Source organism: Terrimonas rubra (assembly GCF_042686025.1).
Classification (GTDB): Bacteria; Bacteroidota; Bacteroidia; order Chitinophagales; family Chitinophagaceae; genus Terrimonas; species Terrimonas rubra.
This window is the reverse complement of sequence record NZ_JBHUOZ010000003.1, coordinates 16,173-36,261: the sequence shown is the minus strand read 5'-3', so window position 1 is coordinate 36,261 and position 20,089 is coordinate 16,173. Positions and strand designations below refer to the sequence as shown.

Below are 20,089 nucleotides of genomic sequence, written 5' to 3'. Positions count from 1 at the left end.
CATTATTGGAATAAAGAAAATACCTGATGTCCTTAGCCAAACTAGCTTATGTATATAACCACCGCCTGCTTTTATGCGCATTCCTGTTATGCCCGTTCTGGTTATTGGGCCAGGTACCTTCTGCCAATTTCACGGCAAATATTATTTCCGGTTGTTCTCCCCTGGTTGTAAATTTCCAGGACCAGTCGCTGGGTTCTCCTACATCCTGGAGCTGGAGCTTCGGCAATGGCAATACATCAGGTGTACAAAACCCCACTGCTTCCTATTTTGATCCGGGCACTTATACCGTTACCCTTACTGCCACCAATGCAAGCGGAAGTAATACCCTTACCCGTACCGCCTATATCGTGGTACACCAGGCACCCACCGTCAATTTTCAGGCCGACATAACCAGCGGTTGTTTTCCTTTACGGGTCAACTTTTCCGATCTCAGTACACCCGGCACCAATAATACCAACACCAGCTGGTTGTGGGATTTTGGTAACGGCACTACCTCTACCGCACAAAACCCTTCAGTAACCTATACCACGGCCGGAACATTTGCTGTTACCTTAAGGGTCACAAACGATAAAGGCTGTACAAGGGTCATAAGCCGCAATGCTTATATCAATGTTACGCCGGGGGTTACCGCCGGTTTTACCCATACTTCACCCACCGTTTGCCAGCCGCCGGCAGCTGTAAGTTTTACCAACACTTCCACCGGGCCGGGAACCCTCACCTATCAATGGCTTTTTGGTGATGGTGGCACCGATAATATTACCAACCCGACACATACCTATACCAATGCCGGTAATTATACGGCAACACTGGTTACTATCAGCAGTAATGGCTGCCGGGATACGGCACGTACGCCCGCACCCATCATGGTAGGCGGTTATAGAACAGGCTTTACCGGCCCGGCCGCCATTTGCGCCAGGCAACCAGCCAATTTTGTCAATACGTCCACTCCGGCACCTGCTTCAGTGCTCTGGAATTTTGGTGACGGCAATACCTCCACCGACCTTAACCCGACCCATCATTTTACGAGCCCGGGTACCTATACAGTTACCTTAACAGCTAACTATGGTAATTGCAGCGAAACCTTTACCGCACCTATTACCGTTCACGCATTACCGGCTACGGCTTTTACGGCTTCACCACGTGTTAGCTGTACGCCGCCGCTGGCTGTAACTTTCCAGGATCAGACACCGGGAGCGGTGTCATGGGACTGGAGCTTTGGCGATGGAGGAACCTCCACCCTACAGAACCCGGTGCACAATTATACTGGCTATGGCAATTTCACCGTAAGGTTAATTACCACCAATGCCAATGGCTGCCGGGATACATTAACACAAAATAATTATATCAGGATACAACGCCCGGTAATACAGGTAACCGGCCTTCCGGCCAACGGTTGTGTACCTTATACCATCAATCCCGTACCCAATATCAATACGCTTGATGCTGTTACTTCCTATCAATGGGATTTTGGTGACGGCAGCCCCGTAGTTACCACACCAACACCTTCCCATACTTATACGGCACAAGGTACTTATACGGTTACGCTGACCATTACCACCAGTACTGGCTGCACCGAAACGCTTACCATGCCCGGCGTGGTACGGGTAGGAACCATACCATCTGTTGACTTCTCAGTAAATCCAGGTATTACCTGTGCTTATCAACCGGTCCAGTTTACCGACCTGTCCGTACCCGCCGACTCCTGGGTATGGGATTTTGGTGATGGCAATACCTCTACCCTGCAACATCCCGCTCATACATACACCGACACAGGTTACTTTAATGTAACGCTTACAGCCATCAATAATGGTTGCGAAGCGAGTATTACTCACACCAATATCATCAGGGTATTACCACCTATTGCCCGTTTTATTTCAACTGCCAATTGTAATAACCGGCTTGAATTTTCTTTTACTGACCAATCGGTTGGGGCGGTTAGCTGGACCTGGAATTTTGGAGATGGCAGTCCTCTTGTCACAACACAAAACCCAACACATGTGTTCCCCGCTTTTGGTAATTATACTGTAACCCTTACTGTTACCAACGGCAGTTGTTCGCATAGTATTTCGCAAAATATCAGTACGATTTCTATAGCGCCTGATTTTACGGCAAACCAGACTTCCATATGCCGGGGCCAGCCAGTTACTTTTACACCTTCGAATATCCCCCCGGGGGCAGTATCCAACCTGGTTTGGGATTTTGGCGACGGCAATACTACTATACTGGGTTATAGTCCGGCAACACATACTTACCAGCAATCGGGTATCTACAATGTAATGCTGATTGCAGTAGACATAAATGACTGCAGGGATACGATCATTAAAAATAATTACATACGGGTAAACGGACCTGTTGCCAACTTCACCGCTGCCAATACAAACGGCTGTAGTGGTATGACTACTATCTTTACCGATAACAGCACCACCGATGGTATCAATGCCATTGTTTCCCGCAGGTTTGACTTTGGTGATGGTACGATACAAACCTTTACTGCACCGCCTTACCAGCATACTTACAATCAAACGGGCATCTTCCATGTCAAAATGATTGTTACCGATGCTGCAGGCTGTAGCGACAGTATAACCCTGAACAACCTGGTTACCACCACCAATCCTATTCCGGATTTTTCTTCAGGCGAAACGCTTACCTGCCCAAATGCGCCCGTAACTTTTATAAACGGAACTACCGCAGGGGGATTCACCAGTTTTTGGGATTTCGGCAACGGTGTTACTTCTACCGATGTCTCCCCCACTTATAATTATCCTGCTGCAGGTCTGTATACGATTAAATTGTTTGTGACGGATAATAATGGTTGCCTGGACTCTATTGTCAGACCCAATTATATTACTGTACTGGAGCCCGAAGCCAGCTTTACGGTAAACGATTCTATCGGTTCCTGTACGCCCCTGGAAGTACAGTTTACAAACACTTCCACCCATTTCAATAGTATACACTGGGATTTTGGTCCGGGCCAGGGAACCTCAACCTTACCAAACCCCGTACACTATTATAATTCGCCCGGCACCTACAGGGTAAAACTTACCATTGCCAGTCCGGGTGGTTGTATCGACAGTGCCTTTGTCAACATCCATGTAGAAGATACAACAGGTACAGGGCTCAGTTATACACCAATTGCCGGTTGTAACCCCTTAACCGCTAACCTTACCCTGAACACTGCTTCTACCATCGAAAGCTATTTCTGGGATTTCGGCGATGGCAATACCACCGTTACTACCACACCCGATGCCTCACATATATTTCAATCACATGGTAATTTTTTACCCCGGGTGATCATGCAGGACCCCTCCGGTTGTTTAATACCGGTTACAGGTCTTGATACCATACGTGTGTCCGGCGCCAATGTAAACTTTGGGTTTACACCGGCACTGCTTTGCGATAGTGGCCGTGTCAGCTTTACCGACTCTACTACTTTCAGCGATCCTATCCGCTCTTACCAATGGTCATTTGGCGATGGTGGTACTTCTACCCTGCAAAACCCGGTGCATAACTACACCAGTCCCGGCAGCTATGATGTTACGCTTACGGTAGAAACCAGTCTCAGCAACTGTACCAATTCCTTTACTATTCCCAATGCCATTAAAGTGGTACAAAGCCCCATCATTGATATTGGTGGTGATACGGCTACCTGTATCCATGAAACCCTCTTGCACACGGGTGTATTCCTGGTACCCGATACTTCGGTGGTCAGCTGGCAATGGACCTTCCCCAACGGCAATACCGCTGCAGTACAAAATCCGCCTATACAAACCTATAATACGGCAGGCAGCTTTATGGTACAGGCTATTGCTACCAACAGCAGCGGCTGTGCTACAACAGTACGTCAACCTATTACCGTTAATCCACTGCCTACTGTTACCATGCCGGGACAGATCACCGTACAATCCGGTTACTCGGTATTGATACCGGCTACTTACTCTGACGGTGTCAATAACTGGAGCTGGACCCCGGTCAGGGGACTCAGTTGTACCAGTTGTGCCACACCCGAAGCCGGGCCTCAGTTCAACACCACTTACACGGTTAACTTCAGCGATATTAACGGCTGCCGTAACCAAAGCAGTATTGATGTGGTGGTGGTTTGTTTAAACGGCAACCTGTTTATGCCCAACACTTTTTCACCAAATGGCGATGGCAGCAACGATGTTTTTTACCCGCGTGGCACAGGCTTGTACTTAATAAAATCCTTACGCATATTCAACCGCTGGGGCGAAGTGGTATTTGAAAAAAGAGAGTTTCCGCCCAACAACCCTGTACATGGCTGGGATGGGCGGTACAAGAACAAAGCACCGGTGGCCGATGTATATGTGTACCAGGTAGAGGTACAATGCGCCAACGGAGAAACAATCCGCTTAAACGGCAATATTGCCTTAATTCAGTAACCTATGTATAGCTATAAACCTGTCATACAAAACTTACTGCTCCTGTTGCTGCTGGCAACCGGCAGTACCGGTTTTGCACAGGACCTGCACTTTTCACAGTTTTTTGAAACGCCTTTGTTACGCAACCCTGCACTGGCAGGTTTATACAATGGCGATACCCGCGTACAGGGCGTTTACCGCGACCAGTGGAACAGTGTGGCCAATGCCTATCGTACAGGCTCGGTAAACGGGGAAATGAAATTTGCTGTAGGCCGCGGTAATGACTTTATTACGCCTTCCCTGCAGGTTTTATATGACCGTGCCGGCACCATTGGCTGGACCTCTACCCATATACTGCCGGGCGTTAATTACCAAAAATCTTTAAGTAATGAAAAGAATAGTTACTTATCGCTGGGCGTAACGGGTGGGGTGATACAACGCCGTTTCGACCCTTCTAAAATGACCACTAACTCCCAGTATGATAATGGCGGCATTGGCGAAAACCTGGCCCAGCCCCAGTATACTTATTTTGATGGCAGCGTGGGCATGAGTTACAACGCAGGACTAAATGATAACCAGGATAATAATTACTACCTGGGTGTGGCTTTTCATCATTTCAACCGGCCCAAACAATCTTTCTACCGCAACCCCAATATTGAATTAAACGGCAAGTGGGTATTCTCCGGTGGATTACGCCTGGCCATGGGCGATTATGCAAGAGCTACTTTTATGGCCGATCACAGTTTCCAGGGGGGCTTTACCGAAACGGTCTTTGGCGGCGCTTATGGTATTAAGATCGGCGGCTATCCCGATGATTATGATTATTTCTTAGAGGCCGGCGCTTTCCTGCGCTGGAACGATGCCTTTATCCCTGTACTGAAACTGGAATACAAACCCTTCACCGTATCCTTTAGTTACGATGTCAATATCTCTAAACTCCGCAGCTCCAGTTACGGCCGCGGCGGTTTTGAAATTGGTGTTACCTATACCGGCTTCCGCCTGCGCAACAGTACGGTGGAGTATATGCGGTGCCCGAGGTTTTAGGAGGTTCAAGAGTTTAAGGTTCAAAGTTGGTGAAGACCTGTCTTTTTACTATTGAACGTTTGAACATTGAACGTTTGAACATTGAACGTTTGAACATTGAACCTTTGAACATTGAACCTTTGAACATTGAACCTTTGAACATTCTTACAAAAAAAATCCGCTGAGTAAAACCCAACGGACTTTTTAAAGCTTCTTTATAGTGATTGAGACTATGCTTCAGATTTTGCCTTTGCTCTTGCTTCAGCAACAGCAACTGACATACGTTTTTCCTGGATACGAGCGCTTTTACCGCTACGGCCACGCTGATAAAACAGTTTGGCACGACGTACCTGGCCAACTTTGTTCAATACAACCGACTCAACGTTTGGAGAAAAGAAAGGAAATACCCTTTCTACACCAACACCGTCAGAAATTTTACGAACAGTGAAGCTGGCAGTTGCACCAGTTCCTTGTTTTTTAATTACATCACCTCTGAAAGACTGGATCCTTTCTTTGTTACCCTCGATGATCCTATAGTTAACGGTAACATTATCACCAGCTTTAAAGCGGGGGAATTCTTTCTTACCAGTCAATTGCTCGTGTATAAATGCTACTGCGCTCATGATTGCTATTTTTAAGGACGGCAAAGGTAGGGGATTTATTCATACTTCCCAACCAATTACCGCTATTATTTTTATTTTTTGCCTCCGCAGCCTATCGGGCCACGTTTACCGCACGTTTTTCCCTGATCACCGTTACTTTTATCTGGCCCGGGAAGGTCATTTCGGTCTGTATTTTCTGGGCTATTTCAAACGATAAACGGTCCGATTCCTGGTCGCTTACTTTTTCCGACTCCACGATCACCCTTAACTCACGGCCAGCCTGGATAGCGTAGGCTTTTTCCACCCCGTTATAACTCATGGCCAGGTTCTCTAAGTCCTTGATACGCTGCAGGTACTGCTGCATAATCTCCCTCCTGGCACCGGGACGGGCGCCGCTGATGGCGTCACAGGCCTGGATAATGGGTGAAATCACGTATTGCATTTCCATCTCATCGTGGTGGGCGCCAATGGCATTTACCACCGCGGGGTTCTCGCCGTATTTCTCGGCCAGCTTGGCCCCTATTAAGGCGTGGCTTAATTCGCTCTCTTCGTCCGGTACTTTACCAATATCGTGTAACAAACCGGCACGTTTGGCCAGTTTCACGTTCAGGCCCAATTCTGCCGCCATAATGGCACATAAATTAGCCGTTTCGCGGCTGTGCATCAATAAGTTCTGTCCGTAAGAGGAACGGAAACGCATCCGGCCCACCATACGTACCAGTTCTTTATGCATGCCATGTATACCTAATTCAATTACAGTCCGCTCACCAATTTCCATCACCTGCTCTTCAATCTGTTTGCGGGTTTTCTCCACCACTTCCTCAATACGGGCAGGGTGAATACGGCCGTCGGCCACCAGGCGCTGTAAACTTAAGCGGGCTATCTCCCTGCGTAAGGGGTCAAAGCAGGATAATAAAATGGCCTCAGGGGTATCATCTACAATCAGATCCACACCGGTAGCGGCTTCCAGGGCACGTATATTACGTCCCTCACGGCCAATGATCTGGCCTTTTACCTCGTCGCTTTCCAGGTTAAATACGGTAATGGAATTCTCAATGGCCTGCTCGGCAGCTGTCCGCTGAATGGTCTGGATAACAATTTTACGGGCTTCCTTATTCGCCTTTTGTTTGGCCTCGTCAATTATCTCCTGTTGAATACCAATAGCTTGTGTATGCGCTTCGCTTTTCAGGCTCTCAATGATCTGGGTCTTGGCCTCTTCAGCGGTCAAACCGGCTATCTTCTCCAGGCGGCGGATATGCTCCTCCTGGTGTTTCTCCAGCTCGGTCCTTTTATTATTTACCACCTCAATCTGGCGGTTCAGGTTCTCCTTAATGGCGTCGTTCTCCTTGATCTGTTTGTCTAAACTGGTCTCTTTCTGGTTTACCGACTGCTCTTTCTGGCGGATCTTATTCTCTACATCGTTGATCTTGCGGTTCCTTTCATTTACCTCTTTATCGTGGTTGGCCTTCAGTTGTACAAACTTCTCTTTGGCTTCCAGTTCCTTCTCTTTCCTGATATTCTCGGCTTTTAACTCTGCCTCCCTGATAATTCCCTGTGCCTGTTGTTCTGCTTCCGTGATCTTCTGTTGCGTGTTCTTCGAAAAAATTAGTTTACCCGCTACAATGCCCGCCGCAAGGGCCAGTACGCCTACAATTAAATAAATTATATTGGGCTCCATGAATGTGTTGTTTAATTAATTCCGTAATATGGTGTTTGTTTTTTACCATTGCTTGTCTAAAAATTGCACTTACCCGAAAGATAAGGCATAGGGGCGAAGATAGACACTAATTTGTAATTTTTTTGCCATCCCCTCCATATTTGTTTGTCCGTTAGCATTTTAGTAGATATAAATCAAGCCATGGAGGTAAGTACTTTCAACCGTTGAGCTACCTGAAAACTTAGTATCTATAACTCAAAACTTATAACATTTAGGGGCTTTCAGCTTTGGTAACTTGCTGCAGTTCCGGGTTTCGTTACCAATCCGGAACAAAAGCTCCGTTTCTTTCTCCCTGCCCTCGGTCAGGTCAGTTGGCCTCCCGGGCTTTTCCCTACAATCAGGTATCCTTTAATGGTTATCCCCTGTTCTCCATTTATCCATTACTTTTTCTTATTATATTTTTTATCTCCTGAAACCCTCCTTTTTTTCCATAAAAAAGTTTATTATCTTCAAAACGGCATTAGCATCTTATTACCTTTCTAGGGTTTAACTAAAAGTGGCGAAGCCTTATTAGCTCAAGCAGGAAGCAACTGGCCAATCTTACAAGCACATTAGGCTATTCACAGGAAAAGTCGTATAAACTGATGGTTAAAAATCATATTATTATAACCCAGAAAGCTATCGATCAAAAACACCTACTATGCAAAAAGTTATATTCGGATTCTTAATGTTTTTCACAAGCATCTCATTACTTGGACAAGACAAGATTTCTAATCCCGTACTTAAAGTATTTATTGACAGTTTATATAGTGCTGATCAGGCGGTGCAACAAAACGCAATCGATGCATATCAAAGAACTGGTTCTATCGACACATTTGCAGTATATGAAAAAATCCAAATACAAACATTTGAAAAACACATCCCAATTCTAAAAAAAATCTATAGCGACAACGGTTATCCAACAGTTGACAAGGTAGGAAAAGAAAGTACTTTACATTTTTTTACATTAATTCAACATGCCGACAAGGACATAAGTTTTCAGAAAAAAATGCTTCCCATTATAAAAAAACAAGTTGACAAAGGCCAAATATCCGGAAGAGAATATGCCTATCTCTATGATAGGGTGCAAATAAACAGTGGAAAAGAGCAGTTATACGGAACACAACTTGAGTATGACACCGAGGGTAATGCAATCCCTAAAAATCTTAAGGACAAACAAAATGTAGATCAAAGACGAGCGGCTTTTAAAATGGAAACATTAGAAAAATATTTAGTAAAGGCAACCGAATTACATAAACAAATGAACCGGAAGAAATGATTACGATAGCCACCAGGTAGTTTATCAATATAGAGGGTTTACGAATATGTTCTAAACGCAAAAGCTGGAAAACTTGATACGGATGTTATAGAAACCCCAGCAATAGGAAATCTAGTACAAATAATGGGTCAGGTAGTGGTAACTGATCAATCAGTCCTCTACCGCCCCACATCTGGCAGACAAAATAGTTTCGGATTCATATGAACAAAAACGAAGAACATCAGTATTTTCTTGTCAATTGTTTTGGGGCTGTCAGCAGCAGTAACACCGGTCAGCAGCAGTTCCGGCTTTTCGTTTCAAGTCCCCGGCCCTCCTGCGTCGGGCCTGCAGGCTTTCCACTATAATCCAGCAGCCTGTCATCAGCACAACATATACAAACATTTATACATATATAAAAACACGCTACTTTGTCTAATTTCTTCTTGCAAACGCAAAAAATGCTATTTATCTTCAAACTACCATTAGCCACCTTTTACCTGTTTATTTAGTGTAACTGAGGAAGGCGAAGCCATGTTAACCAGGCAAAAAACTGCTTAAACACCATGACCACCATTTATTTTGAACCAATTATACACCAAAACAAGCAGCGTATTTTATTTGGGCTTATGCGTTTATGAAAAAAAGAGCAAACAAATTGGTGATAGCAAAAAATCGTATTGTCCTAACAACAATACAAAAAGTATAATACAAAATCTTTGATTTACAGTAGCAAAATATTTTTGTATATTGAATATAATAACATAAATACACGTGTTAACAGCCATATCAAGTGACATACTACAATGGACACAAAACAATTAGACGGTAAAAGAGTTTTTTGGAGTAACAAATGGGACAAGCTTTGGCTATTAATTATTCCTACAATTTTTCTTTTTGACATTTTTTGTAGTAATAGATATTCTTCCTTTTGGTTTTGGACAATCTTAATCGGAGCCGCAGTATTTATTATTTATGTTTTGTATCACATGTTCTATCCAAAGTTCGCATGGGTTGACACAAAATCTAAAGACGGAAAATTAATTCAACAAAAGGCATTTGATTTAAGATACAACGACACAGGAGTGTTTCAATATGTTCACACAGGTTTTTATTTTTCGGACAAAGACCAAACAATTTTTGTAGCCTGGGCAGATATTAAATCAATCTTTGCATTCAAAAGAGATTTAATGACAGTTGACGAATTAAACATTGAGGTCTTCCTGAAAAACGATACGCGTATTCGGTTGACAGAGGAAATTGATGGTTGGTTTCAGTTCATTATAAAACTTAAAGAGGTTTTTCCAAACATTGATAAAGAGTTTGACACAAAACTTATTTTCCCTGCATTTGAGACAAATCTTACTTTAGTTTATAACTCAAAAAACAAAACTCTGTCGGAATTAATCAACCAGTATTATGAACAATACGGCAGGTAACATTGGGGTTCATGCAAGTGGGGCTTGACCTTGTAACATCAGCTAATTACAAATCCCAGCTTCAGTTTCAGCAGACGAATATTTATCAGTTTTTGTACTAAACTTCATCAACATATTTTCAATCAGCAGCGGTTTCAGGCAGACGGAATTCTATTTCCCAACCTGCATAAAGCCCTGCTCGCTGTATACCATTAAAACCGACGCCATCCACAAAATGAAAATCAACGAGTTAAAGACCTATCAAGAAGTTATAACGTACTTAAATGGACCAAGAGGGCGAAAAAAGCATCTGTTATTCGGCAATGGTTTTAGTATGGCTTATGACAAAAACATTTTCTCATACAACGCATTAAGCAATTTCATTGAAACTACAGGCGACCCACTGATACAGCAATTATTTCAAAAATTAAACACAAAGAACTTTGAGCTAATCATGCAGCAGTTAGACAACTTCTGCGAAATCGCCGAGATTTTTAGCGACGACAAAACATTAGTACCAAAGATTAAAGATGCAATAGAAAAGCTAAAGAATAGTTTGATTGATGCAGTCAAAGAATTACATCCTGAACATGTGTTTAAAGTACCCGTAGAAAAAAGTCAGGCATGTATGAATTTTTTACAAGAATATATTAATCGAGGCGGCTACGTTTTTTCAACAAACTACGACTTACTTCTTTATTGGGTTCTAATGCGTAACTCTGCTCAAAATGCAATTGATGGTTTCGGACGAGACTTGGAAACTAACCTTGATGGTGAAGAATATATCGACCCCGATGATTTTGAGTACTCAGAATTAAGATGGGGTAAACATAAAAAGGAACAAACCATTCATTACTTACATGGTACACTCCCAATATTTGACACAGGAATTAACATTGTAAAAGTTCAGTATGACACAGAACACTATTTGCTTCAAAACGTTAAGGACAGAATTGACAAGAAAGAATATCCAATTTTTGTAACAGCAGGCAATGGAAAAGAAAAGCTAATGCACATAATGCACAATAAGTATTTGTCTTTTTGTTTTGAACGGCTTTGTGACATAGAGGGTTCATTAGTAACATTTGGCTTTAATTTCGGCGAATACGACACTCATATTATCGACGCAATTAACATTGCAGCAAAAAAGAAACCTGCAAACAAACTATGGAGTGTTTACATTGGTGTTTATTCTGACGAAGCCTTAGAACACATTCTTGAAATTAAAGACAAGTTCAAATGCAAAGTGACACCATACGATGCAAGGACAGTAAATGTTTGGGGAACTTAACGGCATACAACATTGGTATTGCCAATAGTGAGGCTTGACATTGGAACAATCAGCAGCGGTAACTCTATTGTACTGTAGTTCGGGGCTCGACGAATAAAGCCCAGCTTTAGTTCTTAATATTTAACTTTATCAAAAGCCAGGCAGCAGTTCCGGCGGACGGAATTATAATTCCCAACCATCGGCAATACCTGCTCGTTGTGCGTCATGCAGACTACACCAATAATAAGCAACTTATATGAGCGGAGTTGACCAAGAACAACAAGACTTGTGGGCTAAAGGTCTAAGTGGACTAAAAGATACTTTTGTATGCTCCTCACATATCAATGAGTACGCCATAACGGCCTTCATCAAAAGAAATTCCAAAAAAGGAATTTGTAGTTATTGTCAGCGTCCAAAAAACGTGATACCCTTTGAGAAGCTAATTTTTTTTATAATGGAAGGTGTCATGAATTTTTATGAAGATGCAGCAGAGTTTATGTCATATGATTCAAGTGAAGGTGGATATTTAGGTGACACATATACTCAATGGGAACTTATAAATGATAAAATCGCTTTAGAGATTGATAATTATCAATTAAATGAAGACATTATTGACTGTATCGATGACCGAGCATGGAGTGAGCCTAATAAATATTATGACAGCGATAGTGAAATATTAGTCTACCATTGGGACTATTTTAAAGACGTAACTAAACATAAGTCCAGGTATTTGTTTGGTCGAAGTGACACTTTCAAAAGCTTTTCATATAATCAAAATGCCTATGACATTTTAGATGAAATTGGTTCAAAAGTGAAAGAGTTTGGGTTGGTGAAAACTTTATCTCAAAAAATAGAACTATTTCGATGTAGACAGCATAGTAAAGTTGAAAGTATCTCCACAGCTTCACAAATTGCATCACCTCCAGATGACTATGCATTATATTCTAACAGAATGAGCCCTGCTGGAATATCCATGTTTTATTGTGCATTTAATCGTGACACTGCAATAGCAGAAACCATAGATACATCAAATAAAAGCAAAGACGTTTTCACCCTTGCAACGTTTAAGGCAAATAGAGTTTTAAACTTAATAGATTTTAGTGATATGCCAGTTCCTCCAAGCATGTTTGATGTAGAAAATTTCAAAAATTACTACTCAACAAGATTCCTAAGAGACTTCGTAGCTGACATCTCACAAACTATTAAACGAGATGGGAAAGAGCATATAGACTATGTCCCGACACAAATTGTAACAGAGTATTTTAGATATCTTTTCAACGGTAATATAAAAATTGACGGACTAATATACCCCTCGGCAAAAATTATGGATTCAAAATGCTGTGTTTTGTTTTTTGACAACGAGCAATCATTGGAAGAGCTAATGCTTATGCCTTCAAGTTTAGTTACAAAAAATGTCTAAGGAATTTAATGAAAAAAGCACGAACGCACAACATGGGGTTTGCTGCTATGCTGGCAGACGAATAAATCCTCATCTTTTGTTCGCTATCAGCAGCGGTTCGGTCAAATGGAATTCTATTCAACTTTTGTTCTTAACTTTACCATCAGTAATTCTATAGGGCTGCAGTTCCGGGCCGAACTTTATAAAAAACAGCACAGCAGCAAGCCCTGAACGTTGTACGTCACACTAACAGCATCCTACACATATTCAAACATCCGTGTAATAACATTTTCCGGATCTGCATTATCCGCCAGTTAATACTTTATACGCCGGTGGAATATCTACTCCATTAAAATAATTGGTTAATCCATATAATATACCAACCGACAGGCAAATACCAAAGATCATAATACACTTTGCCTGTACCCCGGGAGTCATCCCTGCAATACTTCGTTTCATTTTTTTGTAATGCAAAGCCGCAATATGTCCAAAGAAGGCAATAATTGCCAGGCCGTAGTAAGGAATAAAAAACAGGTTTGCCGGAAAACTGTTCAATCCTGCCACGCCAAAATAAAAATTTGTATCAAGATCTAATAAAAGACGGCCTGCAAAAACAGCTCCCAGGTGTATCACCAAAAATAAAGCCAGGTAGAGGCCCGTCCATAACTGCAACTTTTCAAAGACTGATCCCGCTGTTTTCCTGCCTGTCATAAAAAGTTTCAATCCCGAAACAACCTGGGTAACAACAGCCATTACGATAATTGTTTCCACAAAAACATTACGGTAAAATTGGCGCAATATTGTCATAACCTCAATATGCCTGGCAGCGCCCAAAAGACTATAACAATGATTGAATAAATGTAAGCCAATAAAAATGGTAAGGGTCAGGCCCGAGTAATAATGTATTCTTTTAACAAGCATATACTGCACTAATTATAGCCCGCTAAAATTAAGTCGTTTTATCTGCACCCTTGATACCCTTTGTCACATTATTAAACCCTTTTATTATTAACCAAAGGCTTAAACCAATTTCAAATAAGCCGCCGGGGATGGAACATATAAAACCATAAGGATAGCCAAACAACTCCAGGATACAGCCACTGATAAAAATGGAGTACCCAATATAACCAGCTATCCAAAAAACAACCGGGACAAACTTTGACAGGTACAACAAATAACAAAGTACCAACCCGGCCATTCCCCATATAGCCATCCCAAACTGGTAAGCGTAGAAGTTCCCGCTTAAAGCCAGGTCAAACAGTAAATTCAGCGACAAGTCGTCCATATGGTTTGACCGGCTTATCATTTCACTGGCAGATAAAGGCATCAGCAGCGTTAAAGCCCCCAGGGCCAGCAAAAAGGTGGCTATTGAACCCAAAACAAAATATATAAGGGAAAGAGCCAGGTTAACAGTCTTTAATACTCCAAACATTATACCCAGCAAAACAATATTGAACAATGTATGGAGCACTATTATTAAAACCGCTCCGGATACCAGGCTAAATTTAGTTTCTCTTATTGCAGCCGGGAATACCGGGGCGTCTGCAACAACTTCCATTAACGCCATTCCTGTGGCATAACTTATAAAAGACAAAATAAAAAATATACCGTATACCCTGGCTGCGTTTAGTTTGATGATCATTTTCAGCTTTCATTTATGTTCTTTTGTTACAGCTATATGTCTTTAGTGTACAGACAAAGCAAAACTGGTGAAATAAACGCCCCCTTTTATTAACTTTCGATAAGTAATACAAACAGGAGATATAATATAAAAAGAACTGCAGTACTATAAAAAACATGATAATTATTTCATACTCGAACAGTCGGGTATAAGACCGCTTAGCCATTATTCACCTTTTTTAACTTTAATAATGCCTGTAAGATCATAATACTGTTTATTTTGCCTGTAAATAAACAACCGTTTTCTCCATGAGATATAATATGGCTTTTCTTTCGCTTTTAGTATTGCTCCTTAACCAATCTTTGTGCGCCCAGGTAACAGCCTACAGCTACGACCCTAATGCCATTGATAAAGCCCTGGCAGCGCAACTTGATTCTTTGTATAAAGAGGACCAGCAATACAGGATAGCGCTGGGGAAATTGAAAAAAGAAGGAGCCCCTCAAAAATCAGTAGACAGTCTTACCGCCCTCCTCAAACAGGCTGACAGCAGTAACCTTGTCTTTGTGGAACAGCTTATTGCCCAACATGGCTGGATCACTCCCGGGCAGGCCGGCTTTATGGGAACCCAGGCTGTATTTTTAGTCATCCAGCATGCTGATCTGGAGGCACAGAAAAAATATTACCCGCTGATCAAACAGGCCGAAAAAGATGGCAATATCCTATCCAGTAATGTGGCCATCCTGGAAGACCGGATCGCCGTAAGAGAGGGCAAACCGCAACCATACGGCAGCCAGGGCTATTATGATGCAGAAAAGAAAAAGACCTATGTTTATCCTTTAAAGGACCTCAACAATTTAGATAGCTTAAGAAAATCAATGGGCCTCCAGCCAATGAAAGAATACATCAAGGACTGGAACCCGGAAGATTATACCTCCTACCTCCCGTATGCAACGGAGTTATTAAAAAAACAGGTACAATAAAATGCTTATCGTCGGCAATAGGTGCAGTTAATTCGTACAGCAGATGACAATGAAACAAAACAAACTGACAAAGTCATTTTTTTATTATGTATCCCCCCTAACTATTTTATTGCTATTTATTCTTACTGTTTTTATAATAAACAGCAACCTGTATACCGGCGATACCGCTTCATGGATATACCAGCTTGCCGGTATTGCCCTAACGGCCTTTTTCATACTTGGATTATTGATTACATTCATAAGAGCTGTCTTCAAAACAAACCTTACCGGTATATGGATCAGTGAAATAATTATAACAGCAACACTACTTTTTTTGTATACCTAAAACCGTTACTCATCACTGTAAACAATCAATAATACTTCTGTAAATAGCTACATGTCATTTATGGCAACCATTTTGCTTATTACTTAACCGTACTAATAAGTAATAACGCTAAAAATCACGGCCATGAAAACAGCAGATTTTTTAAACGACTATGCTGCCGCTTTACTAAGCTATTCCGCCCACGAAATTGCCGGTTTTTACCAGGTACCCTTAACCGTATATTCCGATGAAGGCGTATTACAGGTAAATGATATGTCAGAAGTAGTGAATTTCTGGCTGGCTGGTGTGGAGCCTTACCGGAAACGGGGCGTAGTGAACACTGTGCCCGAAATCATCAGCGAAGAACAGCTTTCCAAAACCATCCGTGCCTGTAAAGTATTATGGAATAACTTTAACACCTCAGGCAAAAAAGCGGGCAGTGAAACTAATTTTTATATCTTGTCCGAAACAGCGGAAGGATTAAAGATCCGTGGCCTCATCATCACGACAACATAAACAACAACCATAACATTTTAAATATTATACCATGCCCTGGAATCCCGATATATACAACCAGTTCAAAGCCATTCGCTACAAACCATTCTATGATCTTGCAGGTTTAATTGCAGGCGATTCCGCTAAAAAAGCCATCGATATCGGCTGTGGCACCGGTGAACAAACCTATATCCTGTCGCAAAAGTTTAAAGAGGCTGACTTTACAGGTATTGATGCTTCAGCCGAAATGCTGGCCAAATCGGGCGAATGGAAAAGCGACCGGCTACACTTTAAACAACAAACCATAGAAGCCTTCGTAGCTACAGGCGAAAAATGGGACCTCATTTTCAGTAATTCGGTCCTGCAATGGTCCGACGATCATGAAACCCTGTTCCCTGCTATTATTAGCTTACTGAATGAGGAAGGCGAATTTGCAATACAAATGCCGGTACAAAAAGAAAATGTATTGAACCAGTTATTAACAAAGCTGGCACAGGAAGAACCATACCTTACCCAGCTGGATGGGTTCAACAGGTCATCACCTGTCTTAAGTATGGACCAATATGTCACCCTTATGTTTGAGAACGGCCTGCAGGATATACAGGTAATGCAAAAAGTATATCCCATTATTGCCAATGACCACCAGACGTTATTTGATTTTATTTCCGGCTCGGCATTAATACCTTACCTGGAAAGATTATCCGCACAGGAGCATGATAGTTTCTTAAAGGAATTTAAAGCACGTATCGCGAGGCATTTCCCTGCCTTACCTGCCATTTATGCTTTTAAGCGCTTGTTACTATATGGGCGCAAACGGAAATCCTGACACCGTCAGCTGTATGCAAAAAACATTTTCACTCCTGGTTTTTTGCTAAAATTTAAGTTAAAAAGCAAAAATAAAACACACGCAATAAACTGAATAACAATTAATTAAGCATTAAAATAGTCTATTATTTTTAACTATTCCAAAATCAGTGGGATTTCTGAAAAATAAAACTAACTTTGTTACGTTGAATAAAATTTTACTTATACTCTCTTTATTGGTGATCACTTCTTTGAGCCTGCAGGCTCAGGGTACACGTAATATACCGTCAAATGATGACGGTAAAACGATGGTATTCTATCCCAACCCTGCTACCACGGTCCTTAACATCGATATCAAAGGCGGGGTAAAAAAAGGTTCTTCCATACAGATCCATAATTTCCTGGGTAAAAAAGTAAAGGATATTCAAAACCCTGCTGAAAAAAATTCACTCAATCTTTCCGACTATCCCCGCGGAGTATACATCATACGCCTGGTTGATGCTACCGGCAAAGTACTGGAGACCAGCAAATTCCAGGTAGCTAAATAATTCCCTTCTTCTCTTTAGTATATTTGACAAACTATTACCAATAATAGTGCTTGCTTATGTCATTTTACGACCTGTCCAAAACACAACGCAGCCAACTGGTCACTGCTATTCACGGGCATATACTCACCGATATACAAAAGGGCGGTTACAAAAAAACACTGGCTTATTTTGCCGATGATGATACCTATATCCGTAAGTCAGCCTATCTGGCCATTGGCAGGATATACATCCAACATGCTCCCTTAATCACCGGCACGCTTAATCTCTTACAACAATTATTTCCGCATAGTAATTTTAAAGTGCGGCAAACCGTTATCAATGCGGCAGGCGAAATCGGTAAAAAAGATTTTACCCTTGTAGAGCCCTTCTTTGATACTGGTCTCTTCGATGCCCATCATTCACCCCGTAATGCGGTGATCGGTTCCGTTAAAAAAATGGGCGAAGTAAACCCCATACCCGTATTAAGCTGGGCAAAAAAGTACCTGCATCATCCCGATAAGGAAATACGCCGCGAAATATGTCATGGTATTGAATTACGTGGCCGTAAACACCCGGCTGATATTTTACCACTGTTACAGGAACTGCAGTTCGATACTACCGCCCGGGTACGTCATACCCTGGTGCATGTTATAGGACAAATAGCGTATAAAAAAGATTGCCTGGCAACGGTAATAGCCCATTTAAAAACCTGGGACAATAAGCAACTGGTAACAGATGCAGTGACCGAAATTATAGATGTACACGACCGTTATAAAGATTTTGCTGTGCTTACGCAGGCAGAAGCCATTGCATATATTGATAAACATTTATAGAATATGGTAGAGATGCAATGCTTGCCTCTCTACCATATTTTAACAAACCTGTACAATCAAAAATTTCAGGTAATGGGTATTATCCATACCCCGGATGATCGGGTGATCGGCTGCCTGTGTCTGAAAAGTTACCTGGCGTATCTTACGGCGCACATCTTTGGCCGCCATCTCAATGGTCTGCATAAACATATCGGCATTCACCAGGTTGGTACAGGAGGAAGTAACTAAAAAACCACCGGGTTTCACCAGCTTCATCCCCCTTAAATTAATTTCCTTATATCCCGTAATAGCTTTCTGAATGGTCTCCCGGCTTTTGGTAAAGGCCGGCGGGTCCAGCATCACCACATCATATTTACGGCCGTCCTTACCCCACTGTTTCAATACATCAAATGCATTGGCCGTTTCAAATTTTACAATATGCTGCAGGTTATTTAACGCAGCATTACGGTTAGCCTGTTTTACAGCATTCTCCGATATATCCAGGCCCAGTACCGATCTGGCACCATAATATGCCGCATGAATTTCAAATGTACCGGTATAGGTAAACGCACCCAGTACATCGGCGCCCTTTACAATATGTTGTATGGCCCGGCGGTTATCCTGCTGGTCTAAAAAATAACCGGTCTTTTGCCCGTTCTCAATATCCACATGAAACTGCAACCCGTTCTCATTGATCACGATATTGGTATCAAAGGGGGCCGATAAAAATCCTTTCTGCTGTGTCAGTCCTTCCAGTTCACGTACCGGCACATCATTGCGTTCGTAAATTCCTTTGGGTGTAAAAATTTTATTCAGCGCATCAATAATGGCCGGCTTCCACTTATCCATCCCCAGGGCCAGGGTCTGTATCACAAAATAATCATTAAACTTATCAATGATCAGCTGAGGCAGGCTATCCGCTTCGCCAAAAACCAGGCGGCAATTCTCCGTATAGCCCAGCTGTTTACGGTACTCCCAGCACTCCTTTATTACTTTATAAAAATAATCCCCGTTTATTTCATCGGTCTTATCACGGGTCAGCAACCGCACTACGATCTGCGATTGGGGGTTAATATAACCCTTACCCACAAATTTCTGATCGTGAAAATATACATCCACTATATCACCGGCCTGTACATCACCCTCTATCTTCTCCACTTCATTGTTAAATATCCAGGGGTGGCCATTGGCAATACGCGGCGCTATCTTTCTCTTTAAATAAACTTTAGTATTCATGCGGCGGCAAAGATAACACGCTTACCGGGCAATTGAAAAAGCAATTATCAGCCTTTTCAGCAGCCTGTCACGGCTGCCGATTATGATTTATAAAAATATAGTAGTATGTTAGTGCTGCCTTCCATACCTACGAATAACTGGTTATGTACACCATGCTGCGTTATTTTGGGGTGCCCCCGGTAACAGAACACTGAGGCTTTTTCGTAACAAACGGAACAATTTTCACCTCAGCCCTTCGTTACCAAACCGGGGTCGGGCTATCCGCTGCAAG

At 42.2% G+C, this 20,089-nt stretch carries 16 protein-coding genes; 11 read left to right on the top strand and 5 right to left on the bottom strand.

All coding sequences use genetic code 11. The annotated features are described in order from the left end of the window. Positions 1-26: 26 nt before the first annotated feature. Positions 27-4,397, top strand: a complete 4,371-nt coding sequence (locus ACFS6H_RS09825; RefSeq protein ID WP_386097806.1) for a PKD domain-containing protein — start codon at positions 27-29, stop codon at positions 4,395-4,397. Between the two features lie 3 nt (positions 4,398-4,400). Continuing rightward, positions 4,401-5,420: a PorP/SprF family type IX secretion system membrane protein gene (locus ACFS6H_RS09820; protein WP_386097804.1), complete on the top strand. Its 1,020-nt coding sequence runs from the start codon at positions 4,401-4,403 to the stop codon at positions 5,418-5,420. Positions 5,421-5,629: 209 nt separating this feature from the next. On the opposite strand, the gene rplS is transcribed toward ACFS6H_RS09820, so the two are convergent. Together rplS and rny are read right to left on the bottom strand one after the other, a co-directional pair. Further along, positions 5,630-6,022, bottom strand: a complete 393-nt coding sequence (gene rplS, locus ACFS6H_RS09815) for a 50S ribosomal protein L19 (protein WP_386097802.1) — start codon at positions 6,020-6,022, stop codon at positions 5,630-5,632. 91 nt (positions 6,023-6,113) lie between these two features. After that, the gene (rny, locus tag ACFS6H_RS09810; RefSeq protein WP_386097800.1) at positions 6,114-7,679 is read right to left on the bottom strand and encodes a ribonuclease Y; all 1,566 of its coding nucleotides are present in this window, start codon (positions 7,677-7,679) and stop codon (positions 6,114-6,116) included. 679 nt (positions 7,680-8,358) lie between these two features. Between rny and ACFS6H_RS09805 the strand changes: the two genes are divergently transcribed. The 4 genes from ACFS6H_RS09805 to ACFS6H_RS09790 all read left to right on the top strand — a co-directional run bounded on the left by ACFS6H_RS09805 (position 8,359) and on the right by ACFS6H_RS09790 (position 13,060). Next, the gene (locus ACFS6H_RS09805) at positions 8,359-8,976 is read left to right on the top strand and encodes a DUF6624 domain-containing protein (protein ID WP_386097798.1); all 618 of its coding nucleotides are present in this window, start codon (positions 8,359-8,361) and stop codon (positions 8,974-8,976) included. A 782-nt stretch (positions 8,977-9,758) separates the two neighbouring features. Further along, entirely contained in the window at positions 9,759-10,391 is a 633-nt protein-coding gene (locus tag ACFS6H_RS09800) for a hypothetical protein (RefSeq protein WP_386097796.1), read from the top strand. 214 nt (positions 10,392-10,605) lie between these two features. Further along, on the top strand, positions 10,606-11,661 hold the full coding sequence (locus ACFS6H_RS09795; RefSeq protein ID WP_386097794.1) for a DUF4917 family protein: 1,056 nt from the start codon (positions 10,606-10,608) through the stop codon (positions 11,659-11,661). Positions 11,662-11,896: 235 nt separating this feature from the next. Next, entirely contained in the window at positions 11,897-13,060 is a 1,164-nt protein-coding gene (locus tag ACFS6H_RS09790) for a HEPN-associated N-terminal domain-containing protein (RefSeq protein ID WP_386097792.1), read from the top strand. Positions 13,061-13,342: 282 nt separating this feature from the next. On the opposite strand, the gene ACFS6H_RS09785 is transcribed toward ACFS6H_RS09790, so the two are convergent. Together ACFS6H_RS09785 and ACFS6H_RS09780 are read right to left on the bottom strand one after the other, a co-directional pair. Beyond that, positions 13,343-13,960, bottom strand: a complete 618-nt coding sequence (locus tag ACFS6H_RS09785; RefSeq protein ID WP_386097790.1) for a hypothetical protein — start codon at positions 13,958-13,960, stop codon at positions 13,343-13,345. A 28-nt stretch (positions 13,961-13,988) separates the two neighbouring features. Continuing rightward, a complete protein-coding gene (locus ACFS6H_RS09780) occupies positions 13,989-14,681 on the bottom strand; it encodes a DUF4386 domain-containing protein (protein WP_386097788.1) in 693 nt (230 codons plus the stop codon). 287 nt (positions 14,682-14,968) lie between these two features. Between ACFS6H_RS09780 and ACFS6H_RS09775 the strand changes: the two genes are divergently transcribed. The 5 genes from ACFS6H_RS09775 (at position 14,969) to ACFS6H_RS09755 (ending at position 18,603) form a co-directional block, all read left to right on the top strand. Further along, entirely contained in the window at positions 14,969-15,640 is a 672-nt protein-coding gene (locus tag ACFS6H_RS09775; protein ID WP_386097786.1) for a DUF6624 domain-containing protein, read from the top strand. A 448-nt stretch (positions 15,641-16,088) separates the two neighbouring features. Then, on the top strand, positions 16,089-16,460 hold the full coding sequence (locus tag ACFS6H_RS09770; RefSeq protein WP_386097784.1) for a hypothetical protein: 372 nt from the start codon (positions 16,089-16,091) through the stop codon (positions 16,458-16,460). A gap of 31 nt (positions 16,461-16,491) precedes the next feature. Further along, positions 16,492-17,265, top strand: a complete 774-nt coding sequence (locus tag ACFS6H_RS09765) for a methyltransferase domain-containing protein (RefSeq protein ID WP_386097782.1) — start codon at positions 16,492-16,494, stop codon at positions 17,263-17,265. Between the two features lie 184 nt (positions 17,266-17,449). Continuing rightward, positions 17,450-17,791 (top strand): T9SS type A sorting domain-containing protein, encoded by a 342-nt coding sequence (locus ACFS6H_RS09760; RefSeq protein ID WP_386097779.1) that lies wholly within the window; start codon positions 17,450-17,452, stop codon positions 17,789-17,791. Between the two features lie 56 nt (positions 17,792-17,847). Continuing rightward, complete coding sequence (locus ACFS6H_RS09755; RefSeq protein ID WP_386097777.1) at positions 17,848-18,603, top strand: HEAT repeat domain-containing protein; 756 nt, start codon at positions 17,848-17,850, stop codon at positions 18,601-18,603. A 39-nt stretch (positions 18,604-18,642) separates the two neighbouring features. On the opposite strand, the gene ACFS6H_RS09750 is transcribed toward ACFS6H_RS09755, so the two are convergent. Beyond that, the gene (locus ACFS6H_RS09750; RefSeq protein WP_386097775.1) at positions 18,643-19,818 is read right to left on the bottom strand and encodes a class I SAM-dependent rRNA methyltransferase; all 1,176 of its coding nucleotides are present in this window, start codon (positions 19,816-19,818) and stop codon (positions 18,643-18,645) included. Between the last annotated feature and the right edge of the window lie 271 nt (positions 19,819-20,089).

Coding starts and splice junctions, on each gene's coding strand:
- ACFS6H_RS09755 (WP_386097777.1), top strand. CDS start 17,848: ATGTCATTTTACGACCTGTCCAAAACACAACGCAGCCAACTGGTCACT.
- ACFS6H_RS09775 (WP_386097786.1), top strand. CDS start 14,969: ATGAGATATAATATGGCTTTTCTTTCGCTTTTAGTATTGCTCCTTAAC.
- ACFS6H_RS09825 (WP_386097806.1), top strand. CDS start 27: ATGTCCTTAGCCAAACTAGCTTATGTATATAACCACCGCCTGCTTTTA.
- rny (WP_386097800.1), bottom strand. CDS start 7,679: ATGGAGCCCAATATAATTTATTTAATTGTAGGCGTACTGGCCCTTGCG.
- ACFS6H_RS09780 (WP_386097788.1), bottom strand. CDS start 14,681: ATGATCATCAAACTAAACGCAGCCAGGGTATACGGTATATTTTTTATT.
- ACFS6H_RS09805 (WP_386097798.1), top strand. CDS start 8,359: ATGCAAAAAGTTATATTCGGATTCTTAATGTTTTTCACAAGCATCTCA.
- ACFS6H_RS09785 (WP_386097790.1), bottom strand. CDS start 13,960: ATGCTTGTTAAAAGAATACATTATTACTCGGGCCTGACCCTTACCATT.
- ACFS6H_RS09765 (WP_386097782.1), top strand. CDS start 16,492: ATGCCCTGGAATCCCGATATATACAACCAGTTCAAAGCCATTCGCTAC.
- rplS (WP_386097802.1), bottom strand. CDS start 6,022: ATGAGCGCAGTAGCATTTATACACGAGCAATTGACTGGTAAGAAAGAA.
- ACFS6H_RS09750 (WP_386097775.1), bottom strand. CDS start 19,818: ATGAATACTAAAGTTTATTTAAAGAGAAAGATAGCGCCGCGTATTGCC.
- ACFS6H_RS09790 (WP_386097792.1), top strand. CDS start 11,897: ATGAGCGGAGTTGACCAAGAACAACAAGACTTGTGGGCTAAAGGTCTA.
- ACFS6H_RS09795 (WP_386097794.1), top strand. CDS start 10,606: ATGAAAATCAACGAGTTAAAGACCTATCAAGAAGTTATAACGTACTTA.
- ACFS6H_RS09800 (WP_386097796.1), top strand. CDS start 9,759: ATGGACACAAAACAATTAGACGGTAAAAGAGTTTTTTGGAGTAACAAA.
- ACFS6H_RS09770 (WP_386097784.1), top strand. CDS start 16,089: ATGAAAACAGCAGATTTTTTAAACGACTATGCTGCCGCTTTACTAAGC.
- ACFS6H_RS09820 (WP_386097804.1), top strand. CDS start 4,401: ATGTATAGCTATAAACCTGTCATACAAAACTTACTGCTCCTGTTGCTG.